The organism is Gordonia sp. p3-SID1431, assembly GCF_025143765.1.
GTDB classification, from domain to species: domain Bacteria; phylum Actinomycetota; class Actinomycetes; order Mycobacteriales; family Mycobacteriaceae; genus Gordonia; species Gordonia hongkongensis.
Genome location: NZ_JAMBDT010000062.1, coordinates 1 through 17,435, shown reverse-complemented (window position 1 = coordinate 17,435; position 17,435 = coordinate 1). Strand labels below are relative to the sequence as shown.

Here is a 17,435-nt window from a genome sequence, read left to right as displayed (position 1 = left end):
CGCCGCGACCGCCGACGATCAGCCGCGTTCGGATTCGGGGGAGCGCGGGTCCACCTCAGCGCCGGACTCGACGTCACGCGGGTTGTCGAAGGAGACGTCGATCTCCTGAAAACCCTTGTTGCGCTGCGCGAGAACCTGCGCCGAGTACGCCGCCTCGTCGCCCTTCGTCAGACTGACGTTGTCGGTGAACGGGGTGAGCAGCGAACGTGGATAGAGCCGGTCGACGCGGACCGCGTTGGTCTCGAGACAGATGACGATCACGATCGACGACACGTAGAGGAAGGCGAGCAGGCCCAGCACGATCGCGAAGACGCCGTTGGTGGAGCTGGCGTTACCGATGACGTGCTGCACATAGACCGCGCCGAAGGTCTGGATGATCTGCCAGCAGACCGCCGCCCCGAAGGCGCCCGGCAGTACGTCCCGGATCGACACGTCGCGGGCCGTGCCGATCCGAAAAGCCACGGTGAACACCAGCGTGCTCAACGCCACCGATCCGAGGATCGCCAACCAACGGCCGACGATGCCGAGTTCGAACGCAGCCGAGACACCGTTGACGACGGTCAGACCGATGACCGCGACGCCGATCGTCGACAACAACAGCAGGCCACGCAGACGGGCGAAGATCGGGTCGGGACGCTCGTTGCGCGGCACCGCCCAGATCGTGTTCATCGCGTTCTGGGCGGCGACGGCCACTCCGAGGCCTCCGTACAGCGACACCACGACCCCGATGATGATGGCGGTGGCCCCGCCGCTGAGCTTCTCGGGTTCGCCCAACTGCCCACCGATCACCGGGATCTGACTCATCGCCGAGTCCAGGATGCGGTCTTGGAGGTCGGGGTTGTCGGCCAGGACGATCCCCAGCACGGTCGCGAACAGCAGTAACAGCGGAAACAACGAGATGAACGCGTAATAGGCACAGAGCGCGGCCAGGTAGGCGCCCTGATCGTCGACGAACTTGTAGATGACGGCAAGCGGGAGGCCGGTCGCCGGATGACGCCGCTGAAAACGGTCGACCCGCTCGGTCAACGACACCCGATCATCCTTCTCCTCGCCGGCCCGTGCCTGTTCCCCGTTCTGTCGAACGAGTCGTTCACCGGGAGTTACCACGGTGGTGCCGACTTTAACCCGAGCACGAGACGATTCGGGACACGTCATCGGATCGGCGGTTCACCGGAACGGATCGAATCCCGGGATGCCGAGGGTGCGGAAGGGTGTTCCCAGACGCCAATAGGCCAGCCCAGCCAGCCCACGCGGGAAGTAGCGGTCGGTGGTGGTGACCGTCACGGACCCGTCCGCGTCGTCCGCATCCTGGAGGTGATACTCGCGATACGATCTGCCGAACCGGTTGTCGCGCAGACGAATACGAAGTCGGTCCGGTCGATGTGCGAGCACGATCTCACCGCGGTGCCGCGCATCCAGCTCGAGCCGCTCCCAGACCGTCGCACTACTCGCGCGCTCACTGACCCGGGTCTCCGATTCGAACATCTCCTCACCGGCCCACTGTGGATCGGTAGGAAGGGGTTCGGCCGGCGACACGTCTACGGACGCGTTGGCCCACGAGGCACGGCCATCGCCGCGCGCCGAGCGTTCGAGCGTGTGGGCAACCGCCTCCGAGTAGGAGGTCAACCCCCCTTCCGGACGATCGATGATCGCGTCGACGGCTCGGTCGCGACAGACGGCGTCGCATTCGAGGGACTCGATCAGCGGTCGAGCGATCTTGCCGCGAATCGGCGTGACGAACCGGACCCAGCGGCTCGCCAGCGCCGGCGTGAGATACGGCAGTACCACCATGACTCGAGGTCGAAGACCTGCGACCTCGGCATATACCTGCATCATGTCGCCGTACTCGAGGACGTCGGGACCGCCGATGTCCCAGGTCCTCGACGACGGGACGGTGGCGGTGGCGGCTTCCACGAGGTAATGCAGGGCGTCGTCGACCGCAATCGGTTGGATCTTGTTGTGCACCCACCGCGGCGTCGTCATCGCGGGTAGTCGCTCGGTGAGGTGCCGGATGAGTTCGAACGAGGCCGACCCCGAGCCGATCAGCGTCCCGGCCTGCAACGCGATGGTCTCGATCGGTGAGTCGATGAGGATGTCGCCGACCTCGGCGCGTGAGGCCAGATGTTCGGACAGGTCGGTGCCCGACGGATGGAGACCGCCGAGGTAGACGATGCGCGACACGCCGTTCTGCTGAGCCGCGGCCACCACATTCTCCGCGGCACGCCGCTCTTCGGCCGCGAAGTCCGCGTCGGTGCTCATCGAGTGGACCAGGTGGTAGACGACATCCACACCCGCGAAGGCCTTGACCAGCGAATCGCGATCAGACAGATCACCCCGAATCACCTCGGCCGTCGGATCAGACAACCACGGTGCGTCGGCGAGCTTCTCCGGTGTCCGCGCCAGTGCGCGCACACGGTGCCCGCGTGCCAACAACCGGGGCGCCAATCGGCCGCCGACGTAACCGGTCGCTCCGGTGACCAGACAGGTTCGCGACTCGTCCACCTGACTCCTCCGCTCTGGGGTGTTCCTCCAAGGCTAGGGAGCGAAGCCGCTCGGCGCCGTCGCCTCGGCGCGGTCGGTGCCGGATCGTTCTCCGTGGCCACGATTCGATAACGGCACGTTTGGCCGAGACCGAACCCAGACCACCAGACCTGAATCCGACAGCCAGACCTTGATCGAAGTCTGGCGGTCGAGTTCAGGTCTGCCCGTCAGCTGTCGTTCGCGCCCGCCGGCGAATTCTCGAACCACAGGCACTCCTCCAGGAGGCCCGCGCTCTTCCAGCCATCCGCGGTCCGGACCATCGAATGGTGGTAGTTGCCGCCGCAGGTGCTGAGTTCGGGCATGCCGACGAAACGCATCGGGTTGTAGAACATGGAGCGGACGTCGGCCCGGTCTCCGTCGAACGTGTACTCGATGTTGGTGATGAAGTGCTGACTCACCGACACGAACGCGAAACTCTCCTCCAGCCACGCGGCGATCTCGTCCCGAGTGCCCGCCTGACCGTAGGGCGTCGACGAGTAGTCGACCACCGCCTCCGGGGTGAACACCGAGCGCCAGAGTTCCCAGTCCTTGGTGTCGACCGCTCGTGAGTACCGGTACAACGTGTCCGCGATGCCGAACCGGTCGCTGATCTCCTGCAGGTCCATCGTTCTCCCGTCCACCGGTATCGGTACGGGCAGCCCGTCGTGGCAGCGCCGAGACCGGCCGTCGCCGCCGACTATAGACACCAGTCCAGACGCTTGCCAGCGAAACCGCACCGGAGCGGGTGCCGCAAGTCAGGTCGATGCTGCGAGGTCGCGGACGACGCGGAGGTCGGCGACGAAGGCGTCGAAGGCCCGCTCGCGCTGATCCGTGGGTCCGCGGAGAATCGACGACGGGTGCACGGTCACCACCACGAACTCGGAATGGTCGGGGCCGAGGTCTCCGTCGGCGCCGAGATCGAAGCGCTCGCCACGGTGTCGGGTGAGCCGGAAGTTGGTGCCCAGCAAGGCCTGTGCGGCCGTGGCACCCAGACACACGACAGCGGCCGGCCGGACCGACGAACGGTTCGTCGGCACGATCCTTCTGGTCACCGGGCTGTTCGCCGATGAACATGATCGTCGAACCGGGCGCGCCCACCCCACCGCGACACCCGCCGCGGCCCCGGTGATCACCCGCGGCCCGCCCACCAGCAACGGGTCGAACCGGGAGTGGTTGCCGTCGACGCGTTTCCGGCCACGGCGGGACGACCATCCGTGGTGGGAGAGTTCGGACCGGATGCCCGTCTCGGTCACCGGGTTGTCGGGGCCGACCGGTCGCGAACGACGCGAGGTGCGCCTCGATGGACGCCACGCGATCGGCGCCCAGCAGGATCAGCCAATGCGCCGCGCGCCCCTCGCTGTAGCGGGACGCGGAGCGTCGGATCACCCCGGACAGCCCGCGCGGCAGCGTGGACGTGCCGAAAACCGGTGGCAGAAAGGCATGTTCGTTCGATCGCTCGCGGGGCTGACGCTCGGGCTGGTCTTCGGGGACGGTCCAGTGGACGCCCGGGGCCGGTTCGACGGGCAGTTCGCGCGGAACCGCGGGGCGGTTTGCGGGATCCAGGTCGACGCCCCATCCGGGTATGCGGTCGACCAGTGCGGCGGTGTCGGGGTCGTGGGGGCGGTCTGCGGGATAGCGGGCACGGGTCCTCCTCTGCCGGCGTCGGCAACGATGATCGGCTTGATGCAGTCGTCGAGCTCCTCGGAGAAGATGCGGTAGCCCTCAGCGATGTGCTCGAAGCGGAATTCGATGCGTGACAATGTGTGAAATACCGTTGCGGATGTGGTCGAACAGTCTCGGCCACTGCCGTTTGACCGGGCACTGGTTCATGTTCGGGGTGAGTCCCTTGTTCATGGCGTCGCCGAACTTGACCGCGCTGAACATCGGCCCGTACGCACCCATGACCGAAACGGTGCCGCCTTTGCGGACCGCATCGATGGCCCAGTTGAGGGCGATCGGTGACGCGCCTGCAGCTGGAACTTGGCCGCGGGGCCGCGGTAGACCATCGCGCACATCGTGTCTGGACTCATGCGCGTTCGGGTACCCCACAAATGCGGTACTAACCGCGCCGGCGGCGCGGTGCGCGCAGACCGGTGTCACGCGCGGGGGTGTAGAAAAGGAACCCGAATCCAGGACAGTCCTCGGGAGGAGATCGTCGATGTCAATGGTGTCTTATGTGATCGCCGGTTCGGAGGCCAGCGGGGGAGCGGGCATCCAGGCCGACCTGCGCACCTTCGCACAGCTGGGTACCTATGGTGTCGGGACCATCACCTGCATCGTGTCCTTCGACCCGAACAACGAGTGGTCCCATCGGTTCGTACCGATCGACTCCGGGGTGATCGCCGATCAGATCGAGGTGGCCACTGCCGCGCACGAACCCGAGGTCGTGAAGATCGGCATGCTGGGCACCCCGGCCACCATCTCCACGGTCGCGCAGGCGCTCGGCTCCCGACAGTGGCGAGACGTCGTCGTCGACCCGGTGCTGATCTGCAAGGGCCAGGAGCCCGGCGCCGCACTCGACACCGACAACGCCCTCCGCTCCGAGATCTTGCCGCTGGCCACCGTGGTGACCCCCAATCTGTTCGAGGCCGCGACCTTGGCCGGCATGGACGAACTGACGTCCACCGACGACCTCGCCGAGGCGGCGCGGCGAATCCATGAACTCGGGCCGAAGGTCGTCGTCGTGAAGGGCGGGGTCGGACTCCCCGGCGATGAGGCGATCGACGTCGTCTTCGACGGCTACGAGGTCACCGTCCTGCGTGCCCCGAAGGTGGGCGACGAGCGGGTCTCCGGAGCCGGCTGCGTGTTCGCGGCCGCCACCACCGCCGAACTCACCAAGGGCGTAGGGGTCCTCGACGCGATCAGCACCGCCAAGCAATTCACCCACGACGGCATCGTCGGCCGTCTCGCCTCGAACGCACCGTTCGACGCCGTGTGGCACGGATCGAGGTGACCCACGGGCGAGTGCTCGGTCGGCCCAGCCCGTCGGGTGTCAGCGGGCTTCTCCCCGGGTAGTCGAGCGACAGCCCGGCGGTCACCGTCACCGTCCGGGACGTCGTCCCGAGGAGAATCCATGTCCGAGACCGTCGCCGACATCGTGCTGCAACGCCTTCGGGAGTGGGGGTCCGGCAGGTTTTCGGCTACCCCGGCGACGGCATCAACGGCCTGCTGTCGGCCTGGGTACGCGCGGAGGACGATCCGCAGTTCGTGCAGTCGCGCCACGAGGAGATGAGCGCGTTCCGAGCCGTCGGGTACGCGAAATTCTCCGGTGAGGTCGGTGTATGTGCCGCGACCAGTGGTCCCGGCGGCATCCACTCATCGACCGGGCGATCCGGATCGCGCTCGCCGAACGCGCGCCGAGGGCCCTGATCTTTCCCTCGGATGTTCTCGACCTCACCTACGAGCCACCACGGCAGGCCTTCAAGCAGGTCCCGTCCAGCCTCGGGGTCACGTCGGCGTCTCCCGCGCCGGACCCAGATGCGGTCTCGCGTGCCGCCGAGATCCTCAACTCCGGGGAGCGGGTCGCGATGCTGGTCGGCCAGGGGGCACGGGGATGTGCGCCCGAGCTCATCACGGTTGCCGACGTGGGAACAGCGCGCGATGTCAGGATCGCCGAAATTCGCTGCCTCACAGGAACTCCCCGACGTCGACTACGCGGCCTTCGCGCGGGGGATCGGACTCGTCGGGATCAACGTCGACGACCCGGATGGTCTCGGTACCGCATGGGACACCGCCCTGGCCGCCGATCGACCGGCGTTGCTCGACGTGCGTTGCGACCCGACGGTGCCTCCCGTCCCGCCGCACGCGACCCGCGAGCAGGTCCTCGCCCTCGGCGAGGCGCTGGTCAAGGGTGACGACGATGCATGGGCCGTCGCCAAGAACGCAGCCAGACAGGGAATCCGCCAGTTCCTACCCGGACGGCAGTCCGACAACGACTGACTACACGGGACACCGGCTGCGCCCCGGTCCCGTACTCTCCACCGCATGAGCGGTGAGGAACTCTTCACAGCGGTAGCGGTCGGGTTCGAGGCAGTCGGAGCCTTCGCGATGATCGTGGGAGCGATCATCGCGTGCGTGCTGGGCGCACGTTCGCTCCGTCGGGGAGAGGGTGGCAACACTGCCTTCTCGGTACTGCGCAACACACTCGGAGCAGCCATTCTCCTGGGGCTGGAAGTCCTGGTCGCGGCGGATCTCATCCGCACCATCACGTCCAAACCGTCGATCGAGGATGCGCTCATCCTCGGGCTCATCGTGCTCATCCGTACCGTGTTGTCGATGTCCATCCAGATCGAGATCGAGGGCGTGGCGCCGTGGCGTCGAGCGTTGCTGACCAGCGGTGGACAACTGCTCGGTGCAGCGGTCGCGAACGACGCAGCAGCTGCGCGACCGACAACCGAAAGCACCGCGCGACGCGTCGACGGGTAGTGTCGCCACCCGGTCTGGCGCCGACAACGACCGGCGAGTCATCCTGGATGCCGATCACCGACAGACCGACCGAAGGAGTGCCGGGTGACAACGATCCCAGACGAAGTCGATGTCCTCATCGTCGGTGCCGGGATCTCCGGCATCGGTGCCGCCCGCTGGGTGCGAACCGAACACCCTGGCAAGTCGATCGCGATTCTCGAGGCCCGGAATACCGCCGGCGGTACGTGGGACCTGTTCCGCTACCCGGGGATTCGGTCCGACTCGGACCTGCACACCTTCGGGTACGACTTCAAGCCCTGGACCGATCGACAGGCGATCGCCGACGCCCCGCGAATCCTCGATTACCTCCACGAGACGATCGACGAGAACGATCTCGCTCCGCTGGTCCGGTATGGGCATCGTGTGGTGGCGGCCGTGTGGTCGTCGGACACCGCGCGGTGGACGGTCGACGTCGAACACACCGACACCGGAACGCGAAGCCAGATCAGTGCGCGATGGATCTTCTGTGGCTCGGGCTACTACGACTACGACGCGGGGTTCGCGCCGGAGTTCGCCGGCACCAAGACCTTCCGTGGCGAGATCGTGCATCCGCAGCACTGGCCCGAGGACCTCGATTACGCGGGCAAGCGGGTCGTGGTCATCGGCAGCGGCGCAACGGCGGTCACACTGCTTCCCGCGATGGCGGGACAGGCCGCGCACGTGACCATGCTCCAGCGCACACCGACCTACATCCTCCCGCTGCCCCGCGAGGACGCCATCGCCAACACCCTCAAGAAAGTGTTCGGCACCGAACGCGGATACGCATTGACCCGACACAAGAACGTCGCGCAGCAGCGGTTGCTCTTCGAACTGTGCCAGCGATTCCCATCGGTCGCTCGTCGGCTGATCCGCAAGATCAACGAATCTCAGCTGCCCGAGGACTATCCGGTGGACACGCATTTCAATCCCCCGTACAACCCCTGGGACCAGCGGCTGTGTGTGGTGCCCGACGCCGACCTGTTCCGGGCCATCCGCTCCGGGAAGGCCTCGATCGTCACCGACCGGGTCAACACCTTCACCGAGAACGGCATCCGGACAGTGGGCGGGGAGGAACTCGAGGCCGACATCGTCGTCACCGCGACCGGGCTCAACATCAAGATCATCGGCGGCATCGAGCTGAGCGTCGACGGTGAACCGGTGTCCCTTCCCGACACCGTCGTCTACCGCGGGATGATGCTGTCCGGTGTGCCGAACTTCGCGCTGGCGATCGGTTACACCAATGCGTCGTGGACCCTCAAGATCGGACTGTTGTGCGAATACTTCTGCAAACTTCTGGCGCACATGGATTCTCACGGATACGACAGTGTGTGGGCGGTCGCGGACCCCGATATGCCGACTCGGCCACTGCTCGACTTCGGGGCCGGCTACGTCCAACGAGCCCTCGACACCCTGCCCAAGCAGGGAGCTGAGGAGCCCTGGGTGATGTCGATGAGCTACTACGCCGACCGCAAATTGTTCCGTGGTGACGTCGCCGACGACAACGTCCGATTCGCGCGGGCGGGGGAGCGGGTGCGGTCGACGGTCGGGTAGCGGTGACGACTCGCCGGACGGCGGCTGAGTCACATCCGCGCGAACCGCACCAGCCAGTAGCAGTAGACGCCGTAGGCCGCGATACCCACCGCGGCCAGGATCATCAGCACCTGCCCGGCGGGCAGGCCGGCCAGTGTCTTGACCGCGCCGTCGATCCCCGTGGCCTTCGACGGATCGGCAGTCGCAACAGCCACGATGACCAGGATGCCGGTGCCGGCCAGAACGACACCCTTGCCGCAGTAACCGATCACGCCCGCGATTGTCGCCGCCTTGTCGTCGGAGATCTTGAGATCGTCGAGGAACGACCGGCTGGCTCCCTTGTAGACGTGGTAGACGCCGACGCCGATGATGATCAGGCCGGCCGCGACGAGGACGAACTTCCCGCCACCGGACTGCAGGAGTCGCGCTGTCAGTCCGGCGTTCTCCTGACCACTCGACTTCCCTTGGCCGGTCGCGAAACGTATTGCCGACCAGGCGAACCCGACGTAGACCACGGCGAGCGACAACGCTTTTCCGCGATCGAACCACTGCTCGGCGCCATCACTGTCCTCGCCCGGTTCGGTGGCGTGGGGTCCGACGACGGCCTCGGCGAGTCGCCACAGCGCCAGTGCTGCGAACGCGACCGCGGCCACCCACAGGACGACGCGGCCGCCGGACGAGTCGGCGAAGATCCCCAACGCACCCGACTGGTCGGCGTTCCCGCCCCCACCGAAGGCCAGGCGCAGGATGATGTAGGCGATCAGCAGATGGAGCAGGCCGCTGACGGCGTGGCCGGCACGCGCCAAGCGCTCGAACCACGGGCTGTCGGTGGCGCGGTCGACCGCGCCGGTCACTTGATTGCGGCTCATCGCGCCACGTTCCTTCCACCGGTCGACCGAGCTGGTGCCCGGCCGGTTCCACTGACGTTACGGGGGCGTCGGGCGGTCGCTCACTTCCCCTGCGAGTTACGAAGGGCCCGAGCCTGTTCGATGTACTTCTGGTCCTTCTCGTCGTTCTTGTCCGACGCCGTGGTGTCCCGAGGCGGCAGTTGCAGGTGCTCTTCGGCCGGCATCCCCGCCTGTAGCTGTCGGCCACGTTCGAGTTCGGAGTCGAACTCGGCCCCGAACAGCAGCGCGAGGTTCGTCAGCCACAGCCACAGCAGGAAGACGATGACTCCCGCGAGTGCGCCGTAGGTCTTGTTGTAGCTGCCGAAGTTCGAGACGTACAGCGCAAATGCCACCGACGCGACGATCCAGGTGACGATGGCCAGCACCGCTCCGGCGCTGATCCACCGGAACTTCGGCTGCTGCACGTTCGGGGTCGCCCAGTAGAGAATGGCGACGATCAGGATGACGAACAGCAGGAGGATCGGCCAACGGACGATGTTCCACACGGTCAGCGCGGTCTCGCCGAAACCGATGGCGTCTCCGATCGATTTCGCGATCGGTCCGCTGACGGCCAGCATCAGTGCCACGGCAGCGGCGAGCACGAGTGCTACGAGGGTCACGAGCAGCATGATCGGCCGCAGCTTCCAGATGGGACGGCCTTCGTCGATCTCGTACATCCGGTTCATCGCGCGTCCGAACGCCCCCACGTAACCCGAAGCGGACCAGAGCGCGCCGAGCAGACCGAGTACGAGGGCGAAACCGGCGCTGGGGGCGGCCACGAGTTGTTCGACGGGGCCCCGCAACGTGTCCACGGCCGACGACGGTCCGAGGTCGTCGACCATCTGCAGGACGGCGTCGGTCGTCTTCTCGCCCTGGCCGAACACACCGAGCAGCGAGACCAGCGCGAGCAGCGCCGGGAACAGCGAGAGCACGGAGTAATAGGTGAGCGCCGCTGCCAGATCGGTGCACTGATCGCGCGAGAACTCCCGCGCGGTCTTCTTCAGCACGAAGAGGAGGGACGGCTTGGTCAGGTCAGTGGGGGAGTCCGGCTTGCGCGGATCATCGGGGTCGGCCGATTCGGGGTCGTCGCGAACGTCCGGTTCAGCTGAGGCCGGATCCTTGTCAGCTCGTTCAGCGGCGTCATCTCGTTTCATCCCCTGCGCTTAACCAGCGAACGCGCGAGCCAAACCCGGCCGACGTCGGCGCACCCGTCACCTGTGGGGTCAGCGCACGTGGCCGCAGGCGGCGTCGACCGCCCCCTGCAGATCTCGCTGGATCCAGCGGGTCACGGCGGCGGGTGTGTCGTCTCGACGGGCGCCGAGGTCCACCGGTTCACCCAGAGCGACAACGGGCCGGCCACCACCGGCCGGGTAGGCGATCCCGGCGGAGACCAACCACAGTCCGACACCGTCTCGCAGGGCTCGATGGGCGATGTGGCCGATCCCGGTGCCGAGCCGCTGAACCTCCGTCGGGTCGCCCTCGTTGCAGGTCCCCTCCGGAAACACCGCGATGCTGTCCCCGCGTGCCATTCGTTCGACGCAGACGGCGATCATCTGACGCCCGGCGTCGGCCGCAGCTCGCACTCCGTGGTCCTTGCTGCGAAACACCGGGATCCCGCCCAGAGTGTCGATCTTCTTTCGCTGTTCCGGATCCTGGAACAGTTCGTCTTTCGCGAGGACACGCAGGCTGCCTATCCGGCGCCGCAGCGGTGACCGGAAGCCCGCAGCTGCGAGGACCAACGGGTCGCGCTCGGAGACATGATTCGCCGCAATGAGCAGCGGAGCCCCGCTGCGCACGGCGCGGACGATCGCCTCCCGCGAACGAAAGCGCACGACCGGCCGGATTCGGGCGGCGAGCACCGCGTACATCATTCGCGCCCGGGCGCGGTCCTGCTGATGGGTCCGGTAGTGCTCGTATACCGCCTGTGCCTCGGACAGCTCGACCTTCACCTAAGTTACGGTACCGTAGGTTGCGGGGCTGCGGTGCCGCCACGGGACTCCGCATGACCGTCCGGGTACAGCTCCGAGGTCAGTCGGGGACGACGACCGCCCGGCCACGCAGCTCGTTCGAGGCCAACCGACGGTAGGCCTCGAGCCCGTCGTCGAGGGAGAACTTCTCGACGGCGACCTCCAGGACACCGTCGCGCGCGAGGTCGAGGACCTCGATCAGTTCGTGCCGCGCACCCCAGTACGGCGCCCGAACCGACACCTCATAGGGCTGGGTGAAGAAGCCGACCTTCGCCGCGGCGACACCGTCACCGATGCCGACGATCACGACGTCACCCAGCGTGCCGACGATGCCCATCGCGGTGTCGATGGTCGGCTGCAAGCCGACGAAGTCGAATACCGCGGTGGCGCCGTCGTTTCCGGTGATCTTCCGGACATTCGCCACGGCGTCGGCATCGCTGAGAACGGTCTCATGGGCACCCACCTCGCGTGCGAACGCGAGCTTGTCCTCGCTGAGGTCGAGGGCGATGATGCGCGCCGGGGTCAGATGCCGTAACAGCTGAATCCCGATGTGCCCCAATCCGCCCGCACCGATGACGACGGCCGTGGTGCCGCCGACGAGCTTCGGCAGCGACGGTTTGATCGCGTGATACGGCGTGAGCCCCGCGTCGGTGAGCGGTACCGCTGCGATCGGGTCGAGGTCGCCGAGCGGAACGAGGTGCCGGGCGTCGTCGACGATCATGTAGTCGGCCATCGCACCTTCGTTGCCGAGCCCGGGGGGAGTGATGCCGAGTTCGGCCGCACGACTGCAGTAGTTCTCGAACCCACGCGAGCAGAAGTGACAGGTCCCGCAACCCCAGGGGCCGTAGACCGCCACCGCGGTTCCCTCGGTCAGCGACGTCACACCGCTGCCGATCTCGGCGACCACACCGGCTCCCTCGTGCCCGAGCGTCATGGGTAACGGATAGGGAAAACCCTCGGCGGGCATGTTGAGCACGAAATCGTCGGAGTGGCACGCACCGGCGGCAGTCACCTTCAACAACACCTGGCCGGGGCCGGGTGTCGGCTTGTCGACCTCGCGGAGCTCGGGCGGACTTCCTGGCTTGACGATCTGGATGGCTTTCATGCCGGACACCTCTCGGTTCGAGTCGTTTGCGTGCTCTCCCGCCTTCCGGTCTACCCGCGTATGGCGATACGCGCATACGTCGGCGGGAAACCAGACGCGAATTCCTGCTGAACCGCGGCACAGGTGGACAATGCCGATCAGAAGCCGGGACGGACCACGGAGTTCGATGTCGCGGCGTGCCGGGCGTGTCGGCGGGTGCGTCAAACATCCTGTGGCAGAGTCGATCAGCCGAGACGACGGCCGGAGGCGGAAGAGGACCGGATGCACTTTGGAGTACGGGTGGACCGGACAACGCTGCGACTCCGGGTCACCATCGTCGCGACTGATTCCGAGCGGCGCACCGCACACACTGCCGGGTGGCCGGCAGGACTTCGAGGCGCTCGGCACCGATGGGTTCGCCACAGTCCTCGCACCGGCCGTAGGCACCCGCGCCGACCCGGTCCAGGGCGGCACCGATCTCGTCGAGCCGGACTCGCGACCGTTCCAGCTGCGCAACCAGATGGCCGCGTTCCACCGCGAGAGTCGAACCTTCCGGATCGTGCTCATCGTCGGCCGCCGCGTCGCTCGTCGCCTCGAGCACCGCGGCCAGCCGGGACGACAACGATTCGATCAGCGCGGCGGTCCGTTCCCGTTCTGCGAGCAGCACATCCCGCGACTCGTCATCCTGCCTCGAGGTCACCGTGGGCCCACCGACGTCGTCTCGCTCAGGTGCCGCAGAAGGTCTGGAAGCTGTCGCTGAACGCCTGCGGGGCCGGCGCCGCGAAGTGAGCCCATTCGGTGCGGCGTTCGAACGGATGCGTGACGGGATCCATCAGCCGCGTGAACGGTTCCAGATCGCCGTCGGTCGCGGCGCGCAAAGCGGCGTCGACCTGATGGTTGCGCGGGATGTACACCGGGTTCACGGTATCCATCGCCTCGGCGACCGCACCGGGCTCACGACCGAGACGGGCGAGTTCACGGCGCCATCGTTCCAGCCACGGACCGATCTGCTCGCGCGGCATCAGGCTGATGATCGGGACCTGATCTCCGCGGAGTTCATCGGCCAGCGCCCGGAAGGTGCCTGTCCAGTCCGCACGATGATCACGCATCAGGGTCAACAGGTCGGCGACCAGTTCGGGTTCGGAAAACGCTTCTGTCAGACCGATTTTCGACGCCATGCCGGTGGCGAAATGATGTTCGTACCGCACCTCGTACGTGGCGAGCACGTCCGACGCCGCAGCGATCGCCTCATCGGGTGTCGGGGCCATGAGCCTGAGCAGGGTTTCGGCGAACCGCGCCAGATTCCACTTCAGGACGGCGGGCTGATTCCCGTAGGCGTATCGGCCCGCGTGGTCGATCGAGCTGAACACCGCCGACGGGTCGAAGGCGTCGAGGAAGGCGCAGGGCCCGTAGTCGATGGTCTCACCCGAGATCGTCGTGTTGTCGGTGTTCATCACGCCGTGCACGAACCCCACCAGCATCCACTGGGCCACCAGTGCGGCCTGACGTTCGAGTACGGCTTCGAAGAACGCGAGATACCGGTTGCCGTCGCCGGCCTCCGACGCTTTCGCGAGCTCCGGGTAGTGGCGGCTGATCGCGTAGTCGGCGAGTTGTTGCGTCAGGTCGGTGTTCCGGATTGCGTACTCGAAGGTGCCGACACGGAGATGGCTGGCGGCGATCCGCGCCAACACCGCGCCGGGCTCGGCCCCGGTGCGCTGAATGTCTCGCCCCGTGGCCACGACCGACAGCGAACGCGTGGTCGGGATCCCCAGGGCGTGCATGGCCTCGCTGATCAGATACTCGCGCAGCATCGGCCCGACCACCGCGAATCCGTCGCCACCTCGGGAGAAGGGGGTACGCCCAGAACCCTTGAGCTGTAGATCGACTCGTCGACCGCCGCGGTCGATCAGCTCCCCGAGCAGCAACGCCCGGCCGTCCCCGAGAAGCGGTGTGTACCCGCCGAATTGATGCCCCGAGTACGCGGTGGCGACGGGGACGGCATCGGCGGGCGCGGCCGCACCCGACAGAAGTGCGACACCGTCGTCGGATGTCAGTGCCGCGATGTCGAGGCCCAGGTCGTCGGCGAGTGACTCGTTGACGACGAGCAGTCGGGGGTCAGGCGTCTCGGCACCCTGCCACGGCACGGTGAAGGGCGTCAGCTCGTCGACGAAGGTGCGCTCGAAGCCGGTGATTGCAGCGCTCGTGCGGGCGGGAGTATCGGGAGAGACGGACACCCCTCGAGGGTAACCAGTTTCCGGACCGGCAAACCGGCTGCGCAGAAGGGGCGAGGGAGGAGTGTCCACCTCACTCGCCCCGGACGGCGATCAGGCCGCCAGCGCCGCGCCGCAGATGCCGCAGGCCTCGAAGTTGCGCCGATTCCACCGGGCGATCGGGATGAAGAACACGCTGAACTGGCTGTATTCACGCATCCGCGCCCACTGGGTGGTGTTGTGGCAGCGGGGACAGGTGCGGGTCTGACCCGCACCGAGATGCTTCTGCCTACGGCCATATCCGAACAAGAAGAACACGCCGCCATCGTAGAGTTCGCGGCTCGCGGCGGCCGGTCACGCGCCGCGGTAGTCGATCACGGGCGGCGGACCATGAGGTCGTTCTCGGCTGTGAAACCGCATTGTTTGTACAGGTCTGTCGATGCTTCGGTCGGGTTGAGCACCACCTTCGCGTATCCACGGCCGTCCGCGGTCGCGACGGTATGCCGGACCAGTTCACGTCCGATCCCGGAACCGCGGAACGCCGGGCGGACGTACAGATGACCGAGATAACCCCATCGGCCGCCGGCGCCCTGCCGGGGACTCGGCATCCGGGCGTGTTCGGTCAAGCACACCATTCCCACGGTCATGTCGTCCGTGCCCGCGGTCCAGACCGTTCGTCGCTCATCGTCCAACCAACTCGCAACTGCGGCGGCGAAGGCGGTATCGCCAAGCCACGGCCCGACGGAGCGATCGTCTTCGTACGCCCACTCCCAGCGGAGCTCGGCCACATGGTGGGAGTTCTGCGAAGGTTGAATTCGTACCGCGTGTCGACCGGTCACCCACCCAGGGTGACCGATGACGGTCGGCGGCTGCGCGTGCGGCACCACGGAAACTCCGCGACCACCGCCGGCCTCGCGGAGAATGGACGAGGCCGGAGGTGCTCGCCATCTGTCGAGACGCATCGGGTCGGCGGGCATCGGTACGCTCGGTGGTGTCCGTTTTGTCGGCCTGACGTCACCGCCACCGGGCTGCGGACCCGCGAAACCGGAGGGAAGCATGGAAGCACTGATCCTGATCGCCGTCATCGTCGTGATCGTCGTCGGGGTGGTGGTGTTCGCCCAACAGCGTTCCGGCGCCAACGCGGCCCGCACCCTCGAGGACGCGAAAGCCGACGCACGACAGGTGATCGAACGTCTGGGCGGCCAGGTGTTCATGCTGGTCGGCGACGGCCCGGCATCGAAACAGGCGCTGGCCGACGCGGGGGAGCGATACACCGCGGCGGGGTCTCAGATCGAGCAGGCCAATTCGCCGGTGCAGGCGCGGCTGGCCAAACAGACTGCGATCGAGGGGCTCTACTACATCCGTGCGGCCCGGGCCGCCATGGACCTCGACCCAGGTCCGGCGATCCCCGAGCTCGACGGGCAGAAGAGTGCCGGTGCGGTCACCGAGGACCGGACCGTGGAGTTCGAGGGACGAAAGGTCGCGGCATCGCCCAACCCGTCGGAGCAGACGCCCAACTACTATCCCGGTGGCCGCGTCGCGGGCAGGCCGGTACCCGCCGGTTGGTACTCCGAGCCGTGGTGGAAACCGGCTCTCGTTGCCGGCGCCTGGGGACTCGGATCGATGTTCCTGTTCTCGGCAATGTTCTCCGGCATGGCGGGCGTTCCCTACGACGCGCAGTCCTTCGAGAGTGGCGCCGGCGACGGTTCCGACGGTGGCGCCCTGGAAGGCGGTGACTCCGGCGACTTCGGCGGTGGTGACTCCGGTGACTTCGGCGGGGGAGATTTCGGTGGCGGCGACTTCGGCGGGGGAGGCGACTTCGGCGGTGGCGACTTCGGGGGGTTCTGAGCGGCTGCCCTCCGAGTGACTCGGCTTCGCTTGCCGGGCGTCAGGTCGCCGTGGGTGCCGCGACGACGGACAGCAACCGGAGCTTCTCGGCACTCGCACTGCCCGGGGTCGCGGTGTAGACGAGCAGCGAATGCGAACACCGCGGGTCGACCAAGATCTGGCAACTCAGCTCGATCAATCCCACCTCGGGGTGCACGTACCTCTTGGTCTCGCGAGGAGCTATACCCACTTCGTGCCGTGCCCAGATCTCGCGGAACTCCTCGCTCTCGCCTGTGAGCCGTTCCGCGAGCGACGCCGCATACGACTGCGGGCCTCGTAGCGCAGCCACTCCTCGTAGTCCGGATACGTACATACGTGAGTAGAAGTCGTGGTCGTCGGACGGATGCAATTGGCGAGCCCGCGGATCGGTGAACCACCGATAGCCGATGCTCCGCGCCGGCCCGTCGAACCGCATGAGGTCGCCGACCAGTGCCACCCCGAGTCGGTTCTGGCGCAACGTCTCGCCGAGTTCGGTGACGATCTCGGCCGGGGTGTCGGCGAGCCGGTCGAAGATCCGCATCATGCCCGGGGAGATGTGCTCGCGGTCGGGTCCGCGCATGGGCGGCCGGTGGCCGGCGAGGTGGAACAGGTGGTCTCGCTCCTCGACGGAGAGGTGGAGGCCCTGTGCGATGGCGGCCACCATTTGTGGCGACGGCTGCGGGCCGCGCTCGCGTTCGAGTCGTGAGTAGTAGTCGGCGGACATGTGACACAGGGCAGCCACCTCTTCGCGACGGAGTCCACCTGTGCGACGGCGCTGCCCGCGAGGCAGTCCGACGTCCTCGGGCTGAAGGGCGGCACGCCTCACCCGAAGGAAGTCAGCGAGACCGGGACGATCGATCATTCGGCCATTCTTGCGTGTCAACGGCCAGTTTGATGTCCCCGCTGGTGGCCAGGTGAAAGTCCCCAC

General features: G+C 67.0%; 16 protein-coding genes and 4 pseudogenes. 5 read left to right on the top strand and 15 right to left on the bottom strand.

Annotation, left to right across the window (positions count from 1 at the left end; translation table 11 throughout):
• Positions 1-18 precede the first annotated feature (18 nt).
• From M4D77_RS15575 to M4D77_RS15550, 6 genes and pseudogenes are all read right to left on the bottom strand, one after another.
• Positions 19-1,032: a YihY/virulence factor BrkB family protein gene (locus M4D77_RS15575; protein WP_259936629.1), complete on the bottom strand. Its 1,014-nt coding sequence runs from the start codon at positions 1,030-1,032 to the stop codon at positions 19-21.
• A 135-nt stretch (positions 1,033-1,167) separates the two neighbouring features.
• On the bottom strand, positions 1,168-2,502 hold the full coding sequence (locus M4D77_RS15570) for an NAD(P)H-binding protein (protein WP_259936628.1): 1,335 nt from the start codon (positions 2,500-2,502) through the stop codon (positions 1,168-1,170).
• A gap of 206 nt (positions 2,503-2,708) precedes the next feature.
• Complete coding sequence (locus tag M4D77_RS15565) at positions 2,709-3,146, bottom strand: nuclear transport factor 2 family protein (RefSeq protein ID WP_259936627.1); 438 nt, start codon at positions 3,144-3,146, stop codon at positions 2,709-2,711.
• 129 nt (positions 3,147-3,275) lie between these two features.
• Positions 3,276-3,618 (bottom strand): annotated as a pseudogene (locus tag M4D77_RS15560) (uracil-DNA glycosylase family protein).
• 2 nt (positions 3,619-3,620) lie between these two features.
• Positions 3,621-4,116 (bottom strand): annotated as a pseudogene (locus M4D77_RS15555) (hypothetical protein); the annotation flags it as partial.
• 62 nt (positions 4,117-4,178) lie between these two features.
• Positions 4,179-4,488, bottom strand: a pseudogene (locus M4D77_RS15550) (glutathione-dependent formaldehyde dehydrogenase); the annotation flags it as partial.
• 190 nt (positions 4,489-4,678) lie between these two features.
• On the opposite strand from M4D77_RS15550, the gene M4D77_RS15545 reads away from it, so the two are divergent.
• The 4 genes and pseudogenes from M4D77_RS15545 (at position 4,679) to M4D77_RS15530 (ending at position 8,514) form a co-directional block, all read left to right on the top strand.
• Complete coding sequence (locus M4D77_RS15545) at positions 4,679-5,473, top strand: PfkB family carbohydrate kinase (RefSeq protein WP_247449265.1); 795 nt, start codon at positions 4,679-4,681, stop codon at positions 5,471-5,473.
• 120 nt (positions 5,474-5,593) lie between these two features.
• A pseudogene (locus M4D77_RS15540) lies at positions 5,594-6,459 on the top strand (thiamine pyrophosphate-binding protein).
• A 45-nt stretch (positions 6,460-6,504) separates the two neighbouring features.
• A complete protein-coding gene (locus tag M4D77_RS15535) occupies positions 6,505-6,945 on the top strand; it encodes a DUF1622 domain-containing protein (protein ID WP_159370871.1) in 441 nt (146 codons plus the stop codon).
• An 84-nt stretch (positions 6,946-7,029) separates the two neighbouring features.
• Entirely contained in the window at positions 7,030-8,514 is a 1,485-nt protein-coding gene (locus tag M4D77_RS15530; RefSeq protein WP_159370872.1) for an NAD(P)/FAD-dependent oxidoreductase, read from the top strand.
• Positions 8,515-8,543: 29 nt separating this feature from the next.
• Here the strand turns inward: M4D77_RS15530 and M4D77_RS15525 are convergent, their stop codons facing one another.
• The 8 genes from M4D77_RS15525 to M4D77_RS15490 form a co-directional block, all read right to left on the bottom strand.
• Positions 8,544-9,362 carry a DUF1206 domain-containing protein gene (locus tag M4D77_RS15525; RefSeq protein ID WP_078113861.1) on the bottom strand — a complete coding sequence of 273 codons (819 nt, stop codon included), beginning with the start codon at positions 9,360-9,362 and terminating at the stop codon, positions 8,544-8,546.
• Between the two features lie 80 nt (positions 9,363-9,442).
• A complete protein-coding gene (locus M4D77_RS15520) occupies positions 9,443-10,534 on the bottom strand; it encodes a YihY/virulence factor BrkB family protein (protein ID WP_205334352.1) in 1,092 nt (363 codons plus the stop codon).
• Between the two features lie 69 nt (positions 10,535-10,603).
• Complete coding sequence (locus M4D77_RS15515) at positions 10,604-11,329, bottom strand: 1-acyl-sn-glycerol-3-phosphate acyltransferase (RefSeq protein WP_205334351.1); 726 nt, start codon at positions 11,327-11,329, stop codon at positions 10,604-10,606.
• A gap of 79 nt (positions 11,330-11,408) precedes the next feature.
• Entirely contained in the window at positions 11,409-12,452 is a 1,044-nt protein-coding gene (locus M4D77_RS15510; RefSeq protein WP_078113864.1) for an NAD(P)-dependent alcohol dehydrogenase, read from the bottom strand.
• A gap of 307 nt (positions 12,453-12,759) precedes the next feature.
• Positions 12,760-13,131 (bottom strand): TraR/DksA C4-type zinc finger protein, encoded by a 372-nt coding sequence (locus tag M4D77_RS15505; protein WP_137809407.1) that lies wholly within the window; start codon positions 13,129-13,131, stop codon positions 12,760-12,762.
• Between the two features lie 25 nt (positions 13,132-13,156).
• Entirely contained in the window at positions 13,157-14,665 is a 1,509-nt protein-coding gene (locus M4D77_RS15500; protein ID WP_259936626.1) for a YdiU family protein, read from the bottom strand.
• Positions 14,666-14,755: 90 nt separating this feature from the next.
• Positions 14,756-14,959: a zinc-ribbon domain-containing protein gene (locus tag M4D77_RS15495; protein ID WP_068972513.1), complete on the bottom strand. Its 204-nt coding sequence runs from the start codon at positions 14,957-14,959 to the stop codon at positions 14,756-14,758.
• A gap of 56 nt (positions 14,960-15,015) precedes the next feature.
• Positions 15,016-15,603 (bottom strand): GNAT family N-acetyltransferase, encoded by a 588-nt coding sequence (locus tag M4D77_RS15490; protein WP_259936637.1) that lies wholly within the window; start codon positions 15,601-15,603, stop codon positions 15,016-15,018.
• Positions 15,604-15,697: 94 nt separating this feature from the next.
• On the opposite strand from M4D77_RS15490, the gene M4D77_RS15485 reads away from it, so the two are divergent.
• Positions 15,698-16,489: a hypothetical protein gene (locus M4D77_RS15485; protein WP_058250604.1), complete on the top strand. Its 792-nt coding sequence runs from the start codon at positions 15,698-15,700 to the stop codon at positions 16,487-16,489.
• Positions 16,490-16,529: 40 nt separating this feature from the next.
• On the opposite strand, the gene M4D77_RS15480 is transcribed toward M4D77_RS15485, so the two are convergent.
• On the bottom strand, positions 16,530-17,369 hold the full coding sequence (locus tag M4D77_RS15480) for a helix-turn-helix transcriptional regulator (protein WP_259936625.1): 840 nt from the start codon (positions 17,367-17,369) through the stop codon (positions 16,530-16,532).
• Between the last annotated feature and the right edge of the window lie 66 nt (positions 17,370-17,435).

Excerpts from the sequence above, each read along its gene's own strand:
- M4D77_RS15565 (WP_259936627.1), bottom strand. The coding sequence starts at position 3,146 with ATGGACCTGCAGGAGATCAGCGACCGGTTCGGCATCGCGGACACGTTG.
- M4D77_RS15545 (WP_247449265.1), top strand. The coding sequence starts at position 4,679 with ATGTCAATGGTGTCTTATGTGATCGCCGGTTCGGAGGCCAGCGGGGGA.
- M4D77_RS15535 (WP_159370871.1), top strand. The coding sequence starts at position 6,505 with ATGAGCGGTGAGGAACTCTTCACAGCGGTAGCGGTCGGGTTCGAGGCA.
- M4D77_RS15525 (WP_078113861.1), bottom strand. The coding sequence starts at position 9,362 with ATGAGCCGCAATCAAGTGACCGGCGCGGTCGACCGCGCCACCGACAGC.
- M4D77_RS15520 (WP_205334352.1), bottom strand. The coding sequence starts at position 10,534 with ATGAAACGAGATGACGCCGCTGAACGAGCTGACAAGGATCCGGCCTCA.
- M4D77_RS15510 (WP_078113864.1), bottom strand. The coding sequence starts at position 12,452 with ATGAAAGCCATCCAGATCGTCAAGCCAGGAAGTCCGCCCGAGCTCCGC.
- M4D77_RS15490 (WP_259936637.1), bottom strand. The coding sequence starts at position 15,603 with ATGCGTCTCGACAGATGGCGAGCACCTCCGGCCTCGTCCATTCTCCGC.
- M4D77_RS15485 (WP_058250604.1), top strand. The coding sequence starts at position 15,698 with ATGGAAGCACTGATCCTGATCGCCGTCATCGTCGTGATCGTCGTCGGG.
- M4D77_RS15480 (WP_259936625.1), bottom strand. The coding sequence starts at position 17,369 with ATGATCGATCGTCCCGGTCTCGCTGACTTCCTTCGGGTGAGGCGTGCC.